The sequence below is a fragment of the Roseivirga sp. BDSF3-8 genome (assembly GCF_041449215.1).
Classification (GTDB): domain Bacteria; phylum Bacteroidota; class Bacteroidia; order Cytophagales; family Cyclobacteriaceae; genus JBGNFV01.
In genome coordinates, this window is the sequence record NZ_JBGNFV010000001.1 from 275,362 (window position 1) to 290,194 (window position 14,833).

At 42.8% G+C, this 14,833-nt stretch carries 11 protein-coding genes and 1 CRISPR repeat array; of the genes, 6 read left to right on the forward strand and 5 right to left on the reverse strand.

Translation table 11 applies throughout. The features are described 5' to 3' along the window. Positions 1-146: 146 nt before the first annotated feature. Together AB9P05_RS00895 and AB9P05_RS00900 are read right to left on the reverse strand one after the other, a co-directional pair. The gene (locus tag AB9P05_RS00895; protein WP_371906931.1) at positions 147-1,547 is read right to left on the reverse strand and encodes an HlyD family efflux transporter periplasmic adaptor subunit; all 1,401 of its coding nucleotides are present in this window, start codon (positions 1,545-1,547) and stop codon (positions 147-149) included. A gap of 76 nt (positions 1,548-1,623) precedes the next feature. Further along, positions 1,624-3,588 (reverse strand): thioredoxin domain-containing protein, encoded by a 1,965-nt coding sequence (locus tag AB9P05_RS00900; protein ID WP_371906932.1) that lies wholly within the window; start codon positions 3,586-3,588, stop codon positions 1,624-1,626. Positions 3,589-3,737: 149 nt separating this feature from the next. Here AB9P05_RS00900 and AB9P05_RS00905 point away from each other — a divergent pair, with 149 nt between their 5' ends. Beyond that, positions 3,738-3,989: a hypothetical protein gene (locus AB9P05_RS00905; protein ID WP_371906933.1), complete on the forward strand. Its 252-nt coding sequence runs from the start codon at positions 3,738-3,740 to the stop codon at positions 3,987-3,989. A gap of 53 nt (positions 3,990-4,042) precedes the next feature. Here the strand turns inward: AB9P05_RS00905 and AB9P05_RS00910 are convergent, their stop codons facing one another. Together AB9P05_RS00910 and AB9P05_RS00915 are read right to left on the reverse strand one after the other, a co-directional pair. After that, entirely contained in the window at positions 4,043-6,250 is a 2,208-nt protein-coding gene (locus AB9P05_RS00910; protein ID WP_371906934.1) for a peptidase domain-containing ABC transporter, read from the reverse strand. A gap of 26 nt (positions 6,251-6,276) precedes the next feature. Further along, positions 6,277-7,734 carry a TolC family protein gene (locus tag AB9P05_RS00915; protein WP_371906935.1) on the reverse strand — a complete coding sequence of 486 codons (1,458 nt, stop codon included), beginning with the start codon at positions 7,732-7,734 and terminating at the stop codon, positions 6,277-6,279. A gap of 476 nt (positions 7,735-8,210) precedes the next feature. On the opposite strand from AB9P05_RS00915, the gene AB9P05_RS00920 reads away from it, so the two are divergent. Next, positions 8,211-8,534, forward strand: a complete 324-nt coding sequence (locus AB9P05_RS00920) for a hypothetical protein (protein ID WP_371906936.1) — start codon at positions 8,211-8,213, stop codon at positions 8,532-8,534. Positions 8,535-8,878: 344 nt separating this feature from the next. Here AB9P05_RS00920 and AB9P05_RS00925 read toward each other — a convergent pair whose 3' ends face one another. Next, positions 8,879-9,442 (reverse strand): DUF1064 domain-containing protein, encoded by a 564-nt coding sequence (locus AB9P05_RS00925; protein ID WP_371906916.1) that lies wholly within the window; start codon positions 9,440-9,442, stop codon positions 8,879-8,881. 935 nt (positions 9,443-10,377) lie between these two features. Next, positions 10,378-11,664: a CRISPR direct-repeat array (repeat unit 37 nt; unit sequence CTTCGTGAGCTACATCCACTACAATAAGGATTGAAAC). Between the two features lie 243 nt (positions 11,665-11,907). On the opposite strand from AB9P05_RS00925, the gene AB9P05_RS00930 reads away from it, so the two are divergent. The 4 genes from AB9P05_RS00930 (at position 11,908) to AB9P05_RS00945 (ending at position 14,685) form a co-directional block, all read left to right on the forward strand. After that, complete coding sequence (locus AB9P05_RS00930) at positions 11,908-12,147, forward strand: type II toxin-antitoxin system ParD family antitoxin (RefSeq protein WP_371906937.1); 240 nt, start codon at positions 11,908-11,910, stop codon at positions 12,145-12,147. Continuing rightward, positions 12,140-12,427: a type II toxin-antitoxin system RelE/ParE family toxin gene (locus tag AB9P05_RS00935; RefSeq protein ID WP_371906938.1), complete on the forward strand. Its 288-nt coding sequence runs from the start codon at positions 12,140-12,142 to the stop codon at positions 12,425-12,427. Before AB9P05_RS00930 ends, AB9P05_RS00935 begins: the two co-directional genes overlap by 8 nt. A 550-nt stretch (positions 12,428-12,977) precedes the next feature. Further along, positions 12,978-13,550, forward strand: a complete 573-nt coding sequence (locus AB9P05_RS00940; RefSeq protein WP_371906939.1) for a hypothetical protein — start codon at positions 12,978-12,980, stop codon at positions 13,548-13,550. A 154-nt stretch (positions 13,551-13,704) separates the two neighbouring features. Continuing rightward, positions 13,705-14,685: a phage exclusion protein Lit family protein gene (locus AB9P05_RS00945; protein WP_371906940.1), complete on the forward strand. Its 981-nt coding sequence runs from the start codon at positions 13,705-13,707 to the stop codon at positions 14,683-14,685. Positions 14,686-14,833 lie beyond the last annotated feature (148 nt).

Sequence of the window (14,833 nt, forward strand, 5' to 3'; positions counted from 1 at the left end):
GGGTAAGGTGCGAAAATGTTAAGGTCCCTTCTGGTAAGCAGGAAGGGGAACTATCTATGCTCTGATTAGCAATTGTTCAAGGTGGGAAACCTATGTAGACATATACAAATGAGTACCTTGCTGGGACTTAAGCTATATCCGGACGCTCATAAGAACTGTTCCATGGTACCCCGGAAGTTTTTGAAAAACCTTTCCAGCAACCGTAAGTCTTCAGTTATGATATTAGCGGTACCCGTCATCTCCTGTGAAAAGGGCAGTGATTCACCGTATTTAGTCATTAATCCATTGGGCATATCTATTCTCAGCAGGTACTTACCCTCCCTGGAAATATTAGACTTGGCAGTGACCACCCCATATACATAGCCATATTCCTGAAAGGGAAAGTCCTTGAGCTCAATACGTACCTTTTGGCCTTCCTTAACTTTTCCTGAATTGGCCGCCGGAAGATAAGAATAGGCAAATAGCTGGTCTGACGAAGGAATAACCACCATAACCTCATCCCCACTTTGAACTTCCTGGTTCTGCGTCCAGAACTTATAGAAAGAAACATTTCCCTTAATGGGTGCCTTCAGCACATAGTTTTCCTCCCACTGGATCAGTTGAGTGTGAAAGGTAATGGCTGCCTGGCGTATAGCGTCTTTTAAGGCTACGATCCGCTCTATGGTCTGTTGTTCAAGTTCTACTATCTGTTGCTTAAGAGACTCTATCTGCAATTGCTGGGAAGCAAGGTCATTACTTGTATTAGCCAGCGTCAGTTTCTCATTGAGGTAATTTTTCTCCGCATTGTCATACTCCTGTTCGGAGATCACACCTTCTTCAAATAATCCCTTATCTGCCAGGTATTTTTTCTCCGTCAGGGCAAATGTCTGCCTGTTAACAGCAATTTTTTGTTCAATGCTTTCACGAAGTTGCTCCTGTACAAGTATTTGTCTGCGTAGCTGATCGACCTTTAACTGATTAGCATCCTGTTCAAGGTATAGCCGGTAATCATTATGCGCTTTTTTAAGCCCGGCAAAACTTGCCTGCATAGTGCCCAGTTCCGGAATACTGTCTGTATAGAAAGGGATAATCTTCTGCTTTTTATTTAGTTGATCCCAAAACTCAAAAAACCATTTTCTTACCGGGCGGATGGCTTCATACTCTATGGTGTTTTCCAGGATACCAAGATATTCTCCCTCTACCACGCTCTGATGTTCCTGAACAAACAGGTGGGTTAGTTTACCGCTTTGACGGGCCTTTACACTGGTAGGTATGGCTTCTGTGGCAATAGTTACCTCAGTGGCCAGGGTATCGGGGTAACGGACCGCATAAGATGCCGTTAATAAAAGCAGGGTTACGATGGCTATCATCATGATGCCGGATCGGATTATCCAGTGAGGCGGGTTGCCCATTACTTCCCGCACCTCATCGGATTTAATGTCTACATCTTCCTCCCGCATGACCACCGCGGGGGCTCCCTCGTCATACCCGCTGCGATAGTCATATTCCTCATCACTATGGGGTACAGGTTTTTCCAGTAAATCGGGGTTGGGGCTATTTGCAGACATCCTGATGTTCTTTAAAGATACACTATTCGCCCCCGGTACCATTACCTGGTCCGGGAGCGCTGTTTAATACATTGAGTTATACTGGCTGAATGACCGGCATATTCTGTCCTTGTTCTTCCCGGGCAGCTTTAGCTTCCATCTCTTCTTCCATGGCGCGGATATAGTATTTCAGATCCGGCACATAAGTAAGACCATTTTTAAGCTCCTGATCATTGACAAACACTGTTGGGGTTCCATTTATACCTGATTCAGAGGCCCACTCCCGGGTATCTCTGAGGGCAGGCTTCATTTGATCCAGCAGCTCCCGGGACACAGGATACTTTTTACACCACTCATCTATGGCCTGGTTAGATTTATCTTCGGCATTGTACCATTCGGACATCGCCGTATGCAGCGTATCTGTTTTACCCAGGTAAGCCAATGCATGCAGAGTGAGAGCAATGGAATTTAGCTTCTCATTAGCTGCGACATTTTCTTTTATTTTCTTCTCCCAGACTTCACGGGTGTCTCCTCCATACCATTCTTTCAGTTTCTGCTTTTGAATATCATCCTGTGCCTGATCAAACTCTGACTGAATTCTCTCCAGCTCCTGCTCTATACTTTCTCTGGGGCTGCCCTGGGCACTAAAACGGAAGACTACGCGAACACCATCTGCAAACTCATCCAGAAGCTGATCGATTAGCTGATGAGCCTTCTGACAGGGGCCGCAAAAGGGGTTAGAGAAAATAGTGACTGAGAACGGAGAGTCGGCATTACCCAGGACCACATCGTTTGGCAGTCTTTTCTCTTCCAGCTTTCGCCCTTTGTCCAGTACATCTTTAATAATGGCAGGATTTCTTTTATAAATATTGAGCTGCCTGCGAAATTCTTTCAGTTGCTTTTCTTTGCCAAGCTCTGACCTGAAAACCATCCAGATCATTACCGGTAATAAGAAACCCTGGGCCACTACAGCCAATGCATAACCATTAAACGTGCCTGCACCTTCTGTCCATATGAGTGCTCCGGCGGCAAACTCTATCCATAGAACCACCTGAACGGCCACACATAGTTTACACCACTGGGCATGTTTTTTCTGGTAATAGATAGAGAACACCGTATAGGGTAGTGCTAGGAAGTTAAGGCCAATCAACACATAAGATACGCTGGTCATTACGCTGGAAAACAAACCAATAGCAATAGACAGCAGGCCTCCCAGGAAGTAAAAGGCACCTAGCTCTGACATGCTGAGCCATCCGAAAAGGGTAGCCGCTTCTGATTCTAAAATACCCTCCCCGCAACTGCTGGGCTTTTGCTGAGGTGTAGTCTGGCCGGATCCTATATTACAGACTTTATTTACCAGTGAGTTATCCTTGTCTACTAACTGGATCAGTAACAGTATGCATATGGTAGACCCTATTAGCTTGGTCGCTAAAAGAGGCAGCCAGGTAACAAGACTTGCCTGGGTACTTATTCCCGTAAAAACCAAGGCTAGTATAATCAGGCCAGCAATTGATAGTACAGCCGGCAGCTTCAGTTTGTGTAATTTTTCGTTTAGGGCATTTTGCTTATAATCTGGATCACCTGACTCGGGTTTCTTTTCTACCAGTAACATGATGCCAGTCCATTTTTTCAGGAAAACGTCCCTCTCTTCAGTGACCCAGCCACTATTGGTATCAAGGTATGTGGCCTGGGTGTCGTCCATGTCAGACACCATGACAAAGCGGGGTGTTTCTACTTCATCATCCAGGCCACAGGCAGGTCCTTCCTGCTGTTCGGCCTCCATCTCTTCAGGTGTCTTTGGAAGTGGACGCAGGTGGGCTATGACGGGAAAGGTAACATCCACGAGGTCTTCGGCGTCCAGGCGCACCGCCAGGTTTTCAATACGCCAGTCATTTAATCCGTCGGAAAGAGAAGCCAGACTGGGATAATCCGGGTTTTCTTTCAGGACATCCTCCACAGTTTGATCAGTGACCTTTACATTCAGCGCGCGTAGCAGGTTTTGCATCACTGCCACGCTATTATGATCCTTATCTTTTTGCTTTATCCATCGCCGGGTACTCATATGGCATATATTTTAGTGTTACATTCATCAATGGCATGACACAAACATCATATATATGATACACTTTTTGTACTGGTAGTAATACGCTAATTACCCTGATGGCTTAGGGTAGTACTACTGTTTTTTACATAAGAATAATATGAGCCAGTATGAAGCAACAGAGGAGAGGTAAAAATGCCGCTTTAGCCTTACTTACCTACGGCTGCTACTATCTGATCGCGGATGTTAATGGCAGAGAATATTCTGCAACTATTTTCGGTCTGATATCTTCAAACCGAAACCTTCATCCTGAGACGCTTAACCTGATACCCACAAAAACCAAATGCCCCTGTTTTTCAGTAAAACAGGGGCAAGCATGCAATAAGCCTATCGACAGGGTTAATAATATTTCCGATAAGTGATCACCATAGCTATACACAAACACAGGCTATGTACGTATGTGGATCACCTACAATCAGGTTGCTAGCTCTAGCTGGTTCTTTACCAGATCAAAGTAAAGGCCCCTTTTAGCAGTAAGTTCTTCATGGGTCCCTTGTTCTGCAATCCGGCCTTTCTGCAATACCACTATATTATCCGCATGGCGAACGGTACTGAGCCTGTGGGCAATGATGACAGCCGTTCTGTTCCGGTTAAAGCGCGCAATCTTTTCAGTAATTTCGCGCTCGTTATTAGCATCCAGCGAACTGCTGGCTTCATCGAAGAATATGTATTCAGGGTTTTTATAAACTGCCCTTGCAATACGCAGGCGTTGTTTCTGCCCTGTGCTCAGGTCTTTGCCTTCGGCCCCGATTTTGGTATTATAGTTAAGGGGCATGTTTTCAATAAACATCCGGGCATTAGCCGTATCAGCAGCATCCATCAAGCGTTTTACGTCCGGGTTTTCATCAGCAATGGCAATATTTCGTGCTATGGTATCCGAAAATATGTGACCTTCCTGCAGTACGGCTCCGCAACGCTTCCGCCATTCCCGGGCATTCAGGTGTTGCAGGTTTGTATTTCCCAGTAGTATCTCACCCTTCTCCGGTTCATAAAACCGTAATAATAGCTTCATAAGGGTAGTCTTACCACTTCCGCTTTCGCCCACTATCGCAGTGGTCTTGCCATAAGGAATGGTCATGCTCAGATTATCCAATACCCATAAGCCTGTGGGATCTCCATAGCGAAAGCTCAGGTTTTTTACCTCAATACCCTGATTTTCAGGAATCGTGAAAGATGAATTTTCCATACTATCCGCATCTTCATCTTTTCTGTTATGAATTTCTCCCAGACGCTCCAGGCTTATTTTTGCATCCTGGGCCTGCTGTATAAAGCCGACAAATTGATTGATAGGCCCATCCAACTGACCAAGTATCTGCGTGGCGGCCATCATCATACCTAAGGTCATATTGCCTTCAATCACTTCCTTGGCAGCCCAAAATGAGATGACAATGGTTTTCAGGTGACTGATGAAAGAGCTGCCGGTGCCTTGAAATTGCTCCAGAATCAAGCTTTTAATGCTTAGCTTAAACAACCGTATCTGCACCCTCTCCCACTCCCAGCGCCGTTGTTTTTCACAGGTATGCAGCTTAATTTCCTGCATGCCCTGTATGAGCCCCACAGTGGCATTCTGATTGTTAGCAGATTCACCAAAGTTCTTATAGTCCAGCTCTTTACGCTTCTTTAAAAAGGCTATTACCCACAGGAAATACAACACACTGGAGATAACGAAAATACCATACATTTCTATGCTGTAGGTAAACATCACAAAGCTGTACACCACCAGGTTTAATAGCGAAAAGACAATAGAGAGAGACTGGGAGGTAAGGAAAGATTCTATACGTGAGTGGTCCCCCATTCGCTGCATGATATCTCCTAAATTCTTCGCATCAAAAAAGCCTAGCGGAAGCTTCATTAGCTTTACCAGAAAGTCCGATAAAACAGAGATATTAATGCGGGTGCTCATATGCAGCATTACCCAACTCCTTATAAGCTCTATGGTGGTAGTACCCAGAAACATCATCACCTGGGCTATCAGTACCACATATACGAAGTTCATGTCATTATTTTGAATACCCTGGTCTACCATCGCCTGGGTCAGAAAGGGTGTTATGAGGGAAAAAATACTCCCCAGCCCAAGCCCTATGGCCAGTTGTAGTATGAGCTTCCAATGAGGAATGATATATTTCAGGTAAAATTTGAGGTTGACACCTTCCTCCTCCTCTTCCACCTCAAAGGTGTAGAACTTAGGGGTAGTTTCGAACAATAAGGCTATCCCCTCATCCTCTCCGTCCGTTCTGGCACTACACCAGGATTTACGAAAGGCCTCTTTGTCCAGCACCCCTCTTTCTCCGTTGGGGTCAGAGATATAGAACTTACCGTTTTTAATTTTATATACTACCACATAATGGTTCTGATTCCAGTGCGCAATGAAAGGCGTAGGCTTTTCCGCCTCCATCATCTCTATGGAGCACTTCACCATCATGGTTCGGAACCCCAGTGTATCGGCTGAGTCACTCAAGTTCAGCAGGTTGGCCCCCTGGCTTCCACGATACACAAGCTTGCGAATGGCAGGTCCGGAGAGGTCTTTGCCATAGTGTTTTGCCACCATTCGCAAACACGTAGGTCCACAATCATTTGAATCTGCCTGCTTATAATTCGGGAATTTTTTTAGTCTTCCAAACATTGTCCTGTCGTTAAGTTAAAGTGGCCCTAAAAGCTCAGCTCCTCACCCATGTAGTATTTCAGTATCTTAATCTTTAGTACTGCGTCGTACCTGCTGCGAAGCAGCTCATTCTCACTGTTCCACAGGTTGTTTTTTTCCGTGGTGTACTCAAACGCATTGATCTGCCCCTTCTGATATTTACTTTCCGCATGAGCATAAGCTACCTGCTGTATAGCATGCTTCTTCTGATTGATCTTATAAGTTTGAAAGGCAGCCTGTGCTTCCACAAATTTCTGATACAGCGTCTGCTTCAGTTGATTCTGTTGATTGAAAGCTTTCATTTTGGCCTTTTCTAACGCCAGACGGGAGTTGCGTAAGCCCTGTTTCAGGCTAGTAGCAGAACTCAGAAAGGGAATGCTGAAATTGAGATTGGTAGACTGGTTGATGTTATCCCTGAATTGCTCTTCATAGGGAACCTGCACAGCTATTAACTGAGGCCCTATTACGTTCTCCTGATACACCGTACCTTCACTTGTCTGCCCCCCATCGGAGGATACGAACCCTATCGGAGTAATGATCGTTTGAGGTTCACCATCTCCTGGCACAACTGACCGGGCCTGGCTGGAATAGAGTGTTCCTACACCGTAGGAAATAGATAAGTTGGGCAGGTAAGCTCTTTTAGCCTGCCGCAAGTCGATTTCGGCCTTTTGAATATCAATGCTGGAGATTTGGGCCTCAGGTTGTACCGAGGCTAGCTTAGCCAGCTCATCAAAGGAGAAGAAGAGAAAGGAACTGTCAGGTTCCGCAATGGTGGGAAACTCCACATCTATTGATTTTTCAGCAGGCAGACCGAGTAATTGCTTTAAAGCTAGTTTGGCTATTAATAAGTTATTCTCAGCCGCCACCGTCTGCACTTCAGAGTTTGTCACCTGTACCTGCAGTTCATAAATCTTTGATTCTGGCAGGCGGCCTGCCCCTATGAGTTTATACGTACGATCCACTTCGGCTTTACTAAGCCGTAGTTGTTTCTGGCTGTTTGTCAGTTGTTCTTTATTAAATAAAATTTGCAGATAGGCATTAGCTATCTGTATTTCCAGGTCACGGTTAGTCTGCTGTGAGGAAAGCTGAGTCGTTTGTTGAGAGAGCCTGGCCTTTTTTAAATTAGCATGCAATTGAAGCCCGTTAAATACCGTAAGCCTTGCATTGGCATTCCAGGAGTTAGAAACTACAGGCTCAGTGGTAAATTGGTTAGTAAAAGGATCGATCGTACGGCCGATACCAACATTCACTGAGGTACCTAATGTAATGGTGGGAACAAAAGCCTTTTTAGCGTAATAAATCTCTAACTCTGCAGAACGTTCAGCAAACGTGTTATCCTGGATCTGCATATTATGCTGCCTGGCATAGGCAATACAGTCTGCAAAAGTCCATATATCCTCCTGAGCCATTAGAGGAAAGGCAGTCAAATAAATAATTGTAAACAGAGTATAACCCAACTTGCTCATATCTTCCTGGATGTATCTGTCGCAAATTGAGAAATACGGCTGTGCGCCTCAATGCGTAGTGCTACCAGAAATAAGCAAACCGGTGTAGGTATAACTACCATCTTTTATTTTACCCGGCAGCCAAAAGTGCCTTTGAGTGAACTAACCGCTTTAAACGGCTGTACATATGTTTTTCAGTGCCCTTTAGCGATGTCGAATTATGTACAGCAGAGAAGCCATACACCTTCATGTCAGAGCTACATTGTTAGGAGTCAGTATGCATATATTGGCTTAGGTTTTCGAAAAATATAGAAGACAAATATGATTATTATCCTGCGAGAGAAACAGCCCTTTAGCAAAAAGCATTACCGTATTATCTAATAGACACTTAGCCCACAAATCGACTTCTTGACCAAACCGTCCGGGGTTCCGGTCCATCACAATAAGATTTGTATTAGATATAGATGTCCTGATTTTTTATAAATGATGAGTCCAAAATGACCTATCGTAAAGTAAGGATTAACAACCTTCATTGGATTGCAATTCATCGTATTTGCAAAGACAAACTAAAGATGAATATTCATCATTCTATTGATATCCTCCTCAAAAAGGTCCGACTTTCGGTGGTTCGACAATTGTACCTTTGGGGACAAAAAAGCTTCGTGGCAAAAGCCGGCAAAGTGCAGTATGTAAATACAAAATATAAAGTGGATGAAATGCACTTAGGCGTAGGTCTGCTATCTGCCTGCTTTGCGCTTGTTTGGTGCCATCCTCATGAAGTTTCAAGAGGAAAATGGCTATCCCTGATCGTTCCGAGATAGCCAATTTTTTATATTGATGAGGCAATTGACATAAAATCTTCTTCAAATTGGTTCGAAAAACGTACCGTAAGCACTGCTGAATCAAAAGCCTTCTTAGTGAAAACTATGAAGGCTTTTTTATTGACTACAGATCAGAAGGTTCCAGGTTTGAATCCTGGTGAGGTCACTATGCCATGACTCAGAAGAGAGATAATTTCTGTCCTTACCCCTGCAAGTAACTCAACTGGATTGAGCAACTGCCTCCTAAACCGTAGGTTTCAGGTCCGAGTCCTGAATGGATCACGATTCGCCTATTAACTTTCAACTCTCTTTATTAGTAAGAAAGGCTTTGTGTTTGCATAAGCTCAGGAGAACTCCTTCATCAGACCCTTTTTCACAAATAGATAATGCTCGGCTTCATCCAGGTCGAGAGCCGTTTTATAAGGCACTTTTTGAGTGTAATATGAGGTGTTTGAAGCATGTGCCTCCTTCCTGAGCATCCTGATCTTATTGCTGTGAAACCGCCGGGTGGTAATGATCTCTTTAAACTTCTTGTATTGCTCCGGCGAGAGCCGTATGTCCCGGTCTGTCAAAACTTTATATGACCAATCATAACTCTTCCGCCTGATGTAGCTTTCCGCCACGGCCTGCTTTATCCTGACAGCCTCAGCAGAGACCATATTACTGTTCTTTATCTCAATTAGGTGTGCCGAGTGATTCCGGAGCTTTCTAACCAGGAAGTCAGGCTCGTAGCGGTGCGGACATACCTGCTTGCCGAATTTGGAAAGATCATTCCTATCATACCATATGGATAGAGGGTGATAAATATATTCGCAGGTATCTTCGATTAGCAAAGCAAATTTCAACTCCAATGTAGAGTCGAAAAAGATCCCATTATACTGTACCTTCTTTGCTTTCTTCTTTTTCATATAGGCTGGCTAATCTCACCTATAAAAGGTAGTCAATGGCTAGGAGAGATACAAGGGCCGCTTTTAGCCAGAGAAACACCCTGTGTACCCTGTTCATTTAATCTGACATACCCATCATCAAAAATCAATTAGGGACTTATCGAGCTGATAGTCTTAGAACACCTTTTGCCAGAACTGCTGCACATTATTAAAAAACTGGGTGGCTCTCCTCTACTGCATATCTTTCCGTTTCGCGGCCGGAGTATGATAGCCAGTTAAAGCTACCTTTTATGTAGAAGTCGTAATCCTTTATTAGCAGCTTCCTATACGAGCCATTTCGACCGGGAAGGATTTCCACGAAATAGGTGGGCAGGCGGACTAGAAAAAAGCGATTCTTATGTATTGCTTCTGCAGTTTTTGAATCGGGAGATCATCAGGGCTAAAATGATTAAGGTAGGTCAGCCTGATTTCAGCGACATTATAAAGGTCATTTACTTCCATAATTAAAAACGTTTGAAAAATGAAAAATTAATTATAGTGCGACCTCCCGGTTACGGTGGACTCAGGGCCGAAAGGAATCGGAATAAATGAAGGCATTTGGGCCGGACTGTCTTTATGCCGAAGTCTTTTGCCAGACAGGAGACCTACCCGGAACTTAGCGCCAAATTGATAGAGAATAGAATCGGGAATAAGCCTTTAATTAGTAAATGACTTAGGGCTTTTTATTATAAGTCCTTATCTTGGTAGGACTGAGAGTATAAATGCTCTTCCGGGTGGTAATTTATTTGGAGTTGGCCAAAAACAGGCTACAACAACCTGAATATCAACCACTTTTGCTTACGCAAATTTACCAAAAACAGGTAAAATACCGCTCTTTGACATGATGAAATCGAGAAAAAGACCAATAGTAAAAAGCACGTTTCTCATTAGCTCACAGCCACTTAGCTCCGAAATCGACTTCGTGAGCTACATCCACTACAATAAGGATTGAAACAGATCCCCAAATGTTGACCCATCGTCTAAAACATGTCCAGCTTCGTGAGCTACATCCACTACAATAAGGATTGAAACAAGGTTGTCTTTATCAATGGTGGTCGTAAGTGGTACACTTCGTGAGCTACATCCACTACAATAAGGATTGAAACACCCCCTATAATATTATGGCAAAAAAAGTTAGGCGTACTTCGTGAGCTACATCCACTACAATAAGGATTGAAACTTACATCGAAACGCAACTAAAGCACGATGTACCCTTCGTGAGCTACATCCACTACAATAAGGATTGAAACCAACCTTCTCTTTCGTGCGCTTGAAATGTGGCTGGCCGCTTCGTGAGCTACATCCACTACAATAAGGATTGAAACCAACCTTCTCTTTCGTGCGCTTGAAATGTGGCTGGCCGCTTCGTGAGCTACATCCACTACAATAAGGATTGAAACTGGATTGGCTACGGGGTAAAACTAAAACATGGAGTCCTTCGTGAGCTACATCCACTACAATAAGGATTGAAACGGTGATGCCAGTTGGCTAAGGGAAGTATTCGAGCTACTTCGTGAGCTACATCCACTACAATAAGGATTGAAACTTAGTTGAACAATCGACTTAAAAACCTCTTTACCAGCCTTCGTGAGCTACATCCACTACAATAAGGATTGAAACGACTCAATGTCTAATGCCTGACCATTACCGTGCTCGCTTCGTGAGCTACATCCACTACAATAAGGATTGAAACTATAAACATCCTCTTCTGACGAGTATGCTTCAGTCCTTCGTGAGCTACATCCACTACAATAAGGATTGAAACCGCTCTCTACTAAGTAATTCCCTTTCAGCAGCCAGTTCTTCGTGAGCTACATCCACTACAATAAGGATTGAAACTTTCATGGTGGATTGATCAGGATACAGGTTGGCCGACTTCGTGAGCTACATCCACTACAATAAGGATTGAAACTGCTAACTTTTTTCACTCTTATCAGGCTACGGGCCACTTCGTGAGCTACTTCCACTACAATAAGGATTGAAACCAGAAGTTTCGATCAGCTTAGTCGGGCCTTCAAATACTTCGTGAGCACTATCCATTACAATAAGGATTGAAACTAAAAGAACCAGTTGTAAAAACACAACAGAACAATTCTTCGTGAGCACCATCCATCAGAACAAGGATTGAAACACCTATTAGTGCATAATGCTTGCCTAGTGTAGATATCTTCATGAACACGATCCATTAGAATAAGGATTGAAACCCTCTCCTGCTTTCGATGACTTGGTCGTTTTCGTGACTTCGTGAGCGCGTCAGCGCGAAGCTTACTTAATAAGTATACCTTCGTAGTAAATCAGACCTATAAGGGTGTTTTGTTGAGGCTATGTGGAAGAAAGTATGAGTTTAGATGTATGGATTCACTTAGATGGTTAGATCTACGATATCTACAAGAACCAATTTGCCAAAGACTCGTTTGTGATGTAAATTTACACCAAACATAGTAGTTATGGCAAGGCAAAGTATCTCCTTTACGGACCCCAACGATGAATGGCTAAAAAGCCAGGTGGATAGTGGCGAATATGCCAGTAAAAGCGAACTTGTCAATGACCTGATCAGACAGGCTCGAAAACAACAGGTTCAGGTAAATTGGCTCAGGGCTAAACTGGAGAAGGCGGAACAAAGCGGTTTTACAGAAGACAGCAAACAGGATATCCTTGCCCAATCCAAATCCAGGCTGAATGGCTGACTACAAATTAGCCAATGAAGCAAAGGAGGACTTAATAAGAATACATCAATACGGGGCCAGAACATTTGGCATGGCCCAGGCTGACAGGTACTTCAACAAACTCTTTGAGTGCTTTGATAAGATTGCCGAAAGGCCTTTCTCCTTTGAATCAGTTGAAACCATAAGAAAAGGCTACAGGCGCTGCACCTGTGGCTCCGATAGCATCTATTTCAAAGTGTCGGACCTAAGCGTAGAAATTATGGCTATAGTAGGTCGCCAGGATGTAGGGGGTATACTTTAATCTTCTACGTTGAATTAGCCCAGGCACCACTACCCTTCCTGCTAGCCGCTGCAGCCTGCATTCTGGCTCAGAATTATGAAGGATTTAGAGCGCCACGCAGTGGGATGGACAGAATGGTGTTTTTCTTATCAGTATTGACTAAATCAGGTAAGTACTAATCCCCAGCCAAGTGAAACGCGTGCCGGGGTCCCCACTAGCCTGCCCGCTAACCAGCGGGTCTGGCAGATCATGGCTATACCCTCCTTGTTAGAAATGTTGACTTTTATATTTCTACAGATGGCGTTGCAATAGGCTACAGCCTGCTATTTTAGTCCAATACTTTCGGGACGATCCAGTCTGGACGAACAGCACCCATTGCATGGCGCCCTTGAACTAAGTGGGGTTCGTATACTAGCGGTAAAGGGCGGCATCATAACCAACCAATTTAATAGTTATACAAGCTTGCTAAGAAAGATTTGTATATACAACTTTAAACTGTTAGTCTTATTTTACTAATTTGAATAGGTTTGTTTATCAAAACGTTGGCTACAATTTATAAAACAGACAAAAAATGGAAGAAATAGTACTTAAATGGTTGAAAATTAATGAAATGAAAGTGTTGAAACAGATCATTATTATTTCCGACCGAAAAAATGGTGAAACTGAACTTGGAAGCATTCTCTACACGAGACCTTTGACCGAAAATTACAACTTCAAGAAACAGCAAGAAGAAGACGAAAAAGAAAAAGACTCCGATTCTTGGTCGCGGCTTCTTCAGGAGTATTCTAAGCAAAAGAACTATCCAAATGACCGAATCGATGAGATAATTCTTGAAGCAGTTAAAAGTTCGTATCCTAAATCAATTGTAAGAAACGACTCTATTCTCTTCAATGTAGATTCAGAGAAAATAGATGTTTTTAAGAATAGGATGGTAATCCCAGCGACTATTTATTTCTCTCCCGAATTCACACATGTTGGCAACTTCTATGATTTTGTCGGAAAAGAATTTAGAGCACCGAAAGCAAATGTCAATGTGTACAGCTTTTTTAAGCCTGAATTCTTAGAGGGACATATTTTTTACGCATCTTATAATGCTTCAGAAGAAAATGTGTTGGAAGACTTGAAAACGGTGGAGTTTAAATAAAAAACTGTAGCCTAACACCTATAAGCAAGCGGGTGAAAATTACTAAACGAAACTATAATACTTTTAACCAATTTTGGTCTCGGCTGACAGGTAAGTAGCCATAAAAGCCCGCCTGCTCATAGCCAAACCGTTGTGCAACATTAAAAAAACATAGATGAAAATAAATAGACTTTCTTCATCTCACGCGGGCAATCAACCTATAAGGGTCTTACAGCATAATGTGATATTTCAATTTGAGACTACAAACCCAACTTTCATTGAATTATCAAAAACAGTTATTAAGGAGAAAGGACTGCAGGCAGGAATTGGGTATTATATAAACGACAAATCAATTCTTGAAAAAGTTGATGGGCACGAGCAAACCCCTTTTGTAAATGAAAAGGGAAAAATATATGTCCATGAAACCTTCTTATCCTATGTATGGTGTGTTTGTTACTCAATGCTCATTCTATATGAAGAAGCTATCGCAAAAACCAGTCAGAACCAAGTTTCAAAAACAATCTTGCATGAAATTGACACTCAAAAAATTGATAAAGCACAAGAATTGTTTGACTATGCAAAATCGCTAATCGTTAGTTTCATTCCTTGGAATAAGGATACCTTGCCCAACCCTGAAGAATACTCAACAGATGATGCTTTATACATAGAAAAAGCAAACGGTCTATTTATCTATGCCATGAACTTTATTCTATGCCATGAATTTGCTCATATTGAACTTGACCATATAGAAAATAAAAAACAAGGACAAAACACAAAAGCCGACATACTCAAATTTGAAAAAGAAGCAGATTCAAGGGCAATGGAATTAGTTTTAAGTGGCTTAACAAACAAAACGAAACTATCATCTGAAATCGGAGTATTGATGGGACTTTGTAGTATGTTGTTTTTTAAACAGAAGTCTGAAACAACAACACACCCCGCAACTGACGACAGAATGCATGAACTAATTGAAAAAGTTAATGCAGTAGATTCAGACCCTCATTGGGGAATTGCTGTCCTTGCTTTCAAACTTTGGGATAATCAATTTATGAAAAACTTTAATTGGCCTAAAGAAGTACATAATCTGAAAGAACTTTACGACAAAATGCGTGAAGAAATAAAAAAAGAAAAAAACAGCAGCTTACAACGTATATAGCTTATGGCGGGTGAGCTGCTACCAGCAAGGTTTTCGCCCCCCTTGGTGCAAGCGTCTCGCTTGTACCGGGCAATCCTTAGATTGCAACTTTGCACACTGTAACAGATAAAGATTTACTCTATGCGATGATAACTATCAGCCTGCGAGT

Coding starts and splice junctions, on each gene's coding strand:
- AB9P05_RS00895 (WP_371906931.1), bottom strand. CDS start 1,547: ATGTCTGCAAATAGCCCCAACCCCGATTTACTGGAAAAACCTGTACCC.
- AB9P05_RS00900 (WP_371906932.1), bottom strand. CDS start 3,588: ATGAGTACCCGGCGATGGATAAAGCAAAAAGATAAGGATCATAATAGC.
- AB9P05_RS00905 (WP_371906933.1), top strand. CDS start 3,738: ATGAAGCAACAGAGGAGAGGTAAAAATGCCGCTTTAGCCTTACTTACC.
- AB9P05_RS00910 (WP_371906934.1), bottom strand. CDS start 6,250: ATGTTTGGAAGACTAAAAAAATTCCCGAATTATAAGCAGGCAGATTCA.
- AB9P05_RS00915 (WP_371906935.1), bottom strand. CDS start 7,734: ATGAGCAAGTTGGGTTATACTCTGTTTACAATTATTTATTTGACTGCC.
- AB9P05_RS00920 (WP_371906936.1), top strand. CDS start 8,211: ATGACCTATCGTAAAGTAAGGATTAACAACCTTCATTGGATTGCAATT.
- AB9P05_RS00925 (WP_371906916.1), bottom strand. CDS start 9,442: ATGAAAAAGAAGAAAGCAAAGAAGGTACAGTATAATGGGATCTTTTTC.
- AB9P05_RS00930 (WP_371906937.1), top strand. CDS start 11,908: ATGGCAAGGCAAAGTATCTCCTTTACGGACCCCAACGATGAATGGCTA.
- AB9P05_RS00935 (WP_371906938.1), top strand. CDS start 12,140: ATGGCTGACTACAAATTAGCCAATGAAGCAAAGGAGGACTTAATAAGA.
- AB9P05_RS00940 (WP_371906939.1), top strand. CDS start 12,978: ATGGAAGAAATAGTACTTAAATGGTTGAAAATTAATGAAATGAAAGTG.
- AB9P05_RS00945 (WP_371906940.1), top strand. CDS start 13,705: ATGAAAATAAATAGACTTTCTTCATCTCACGCGGGCAATCAACCTATA.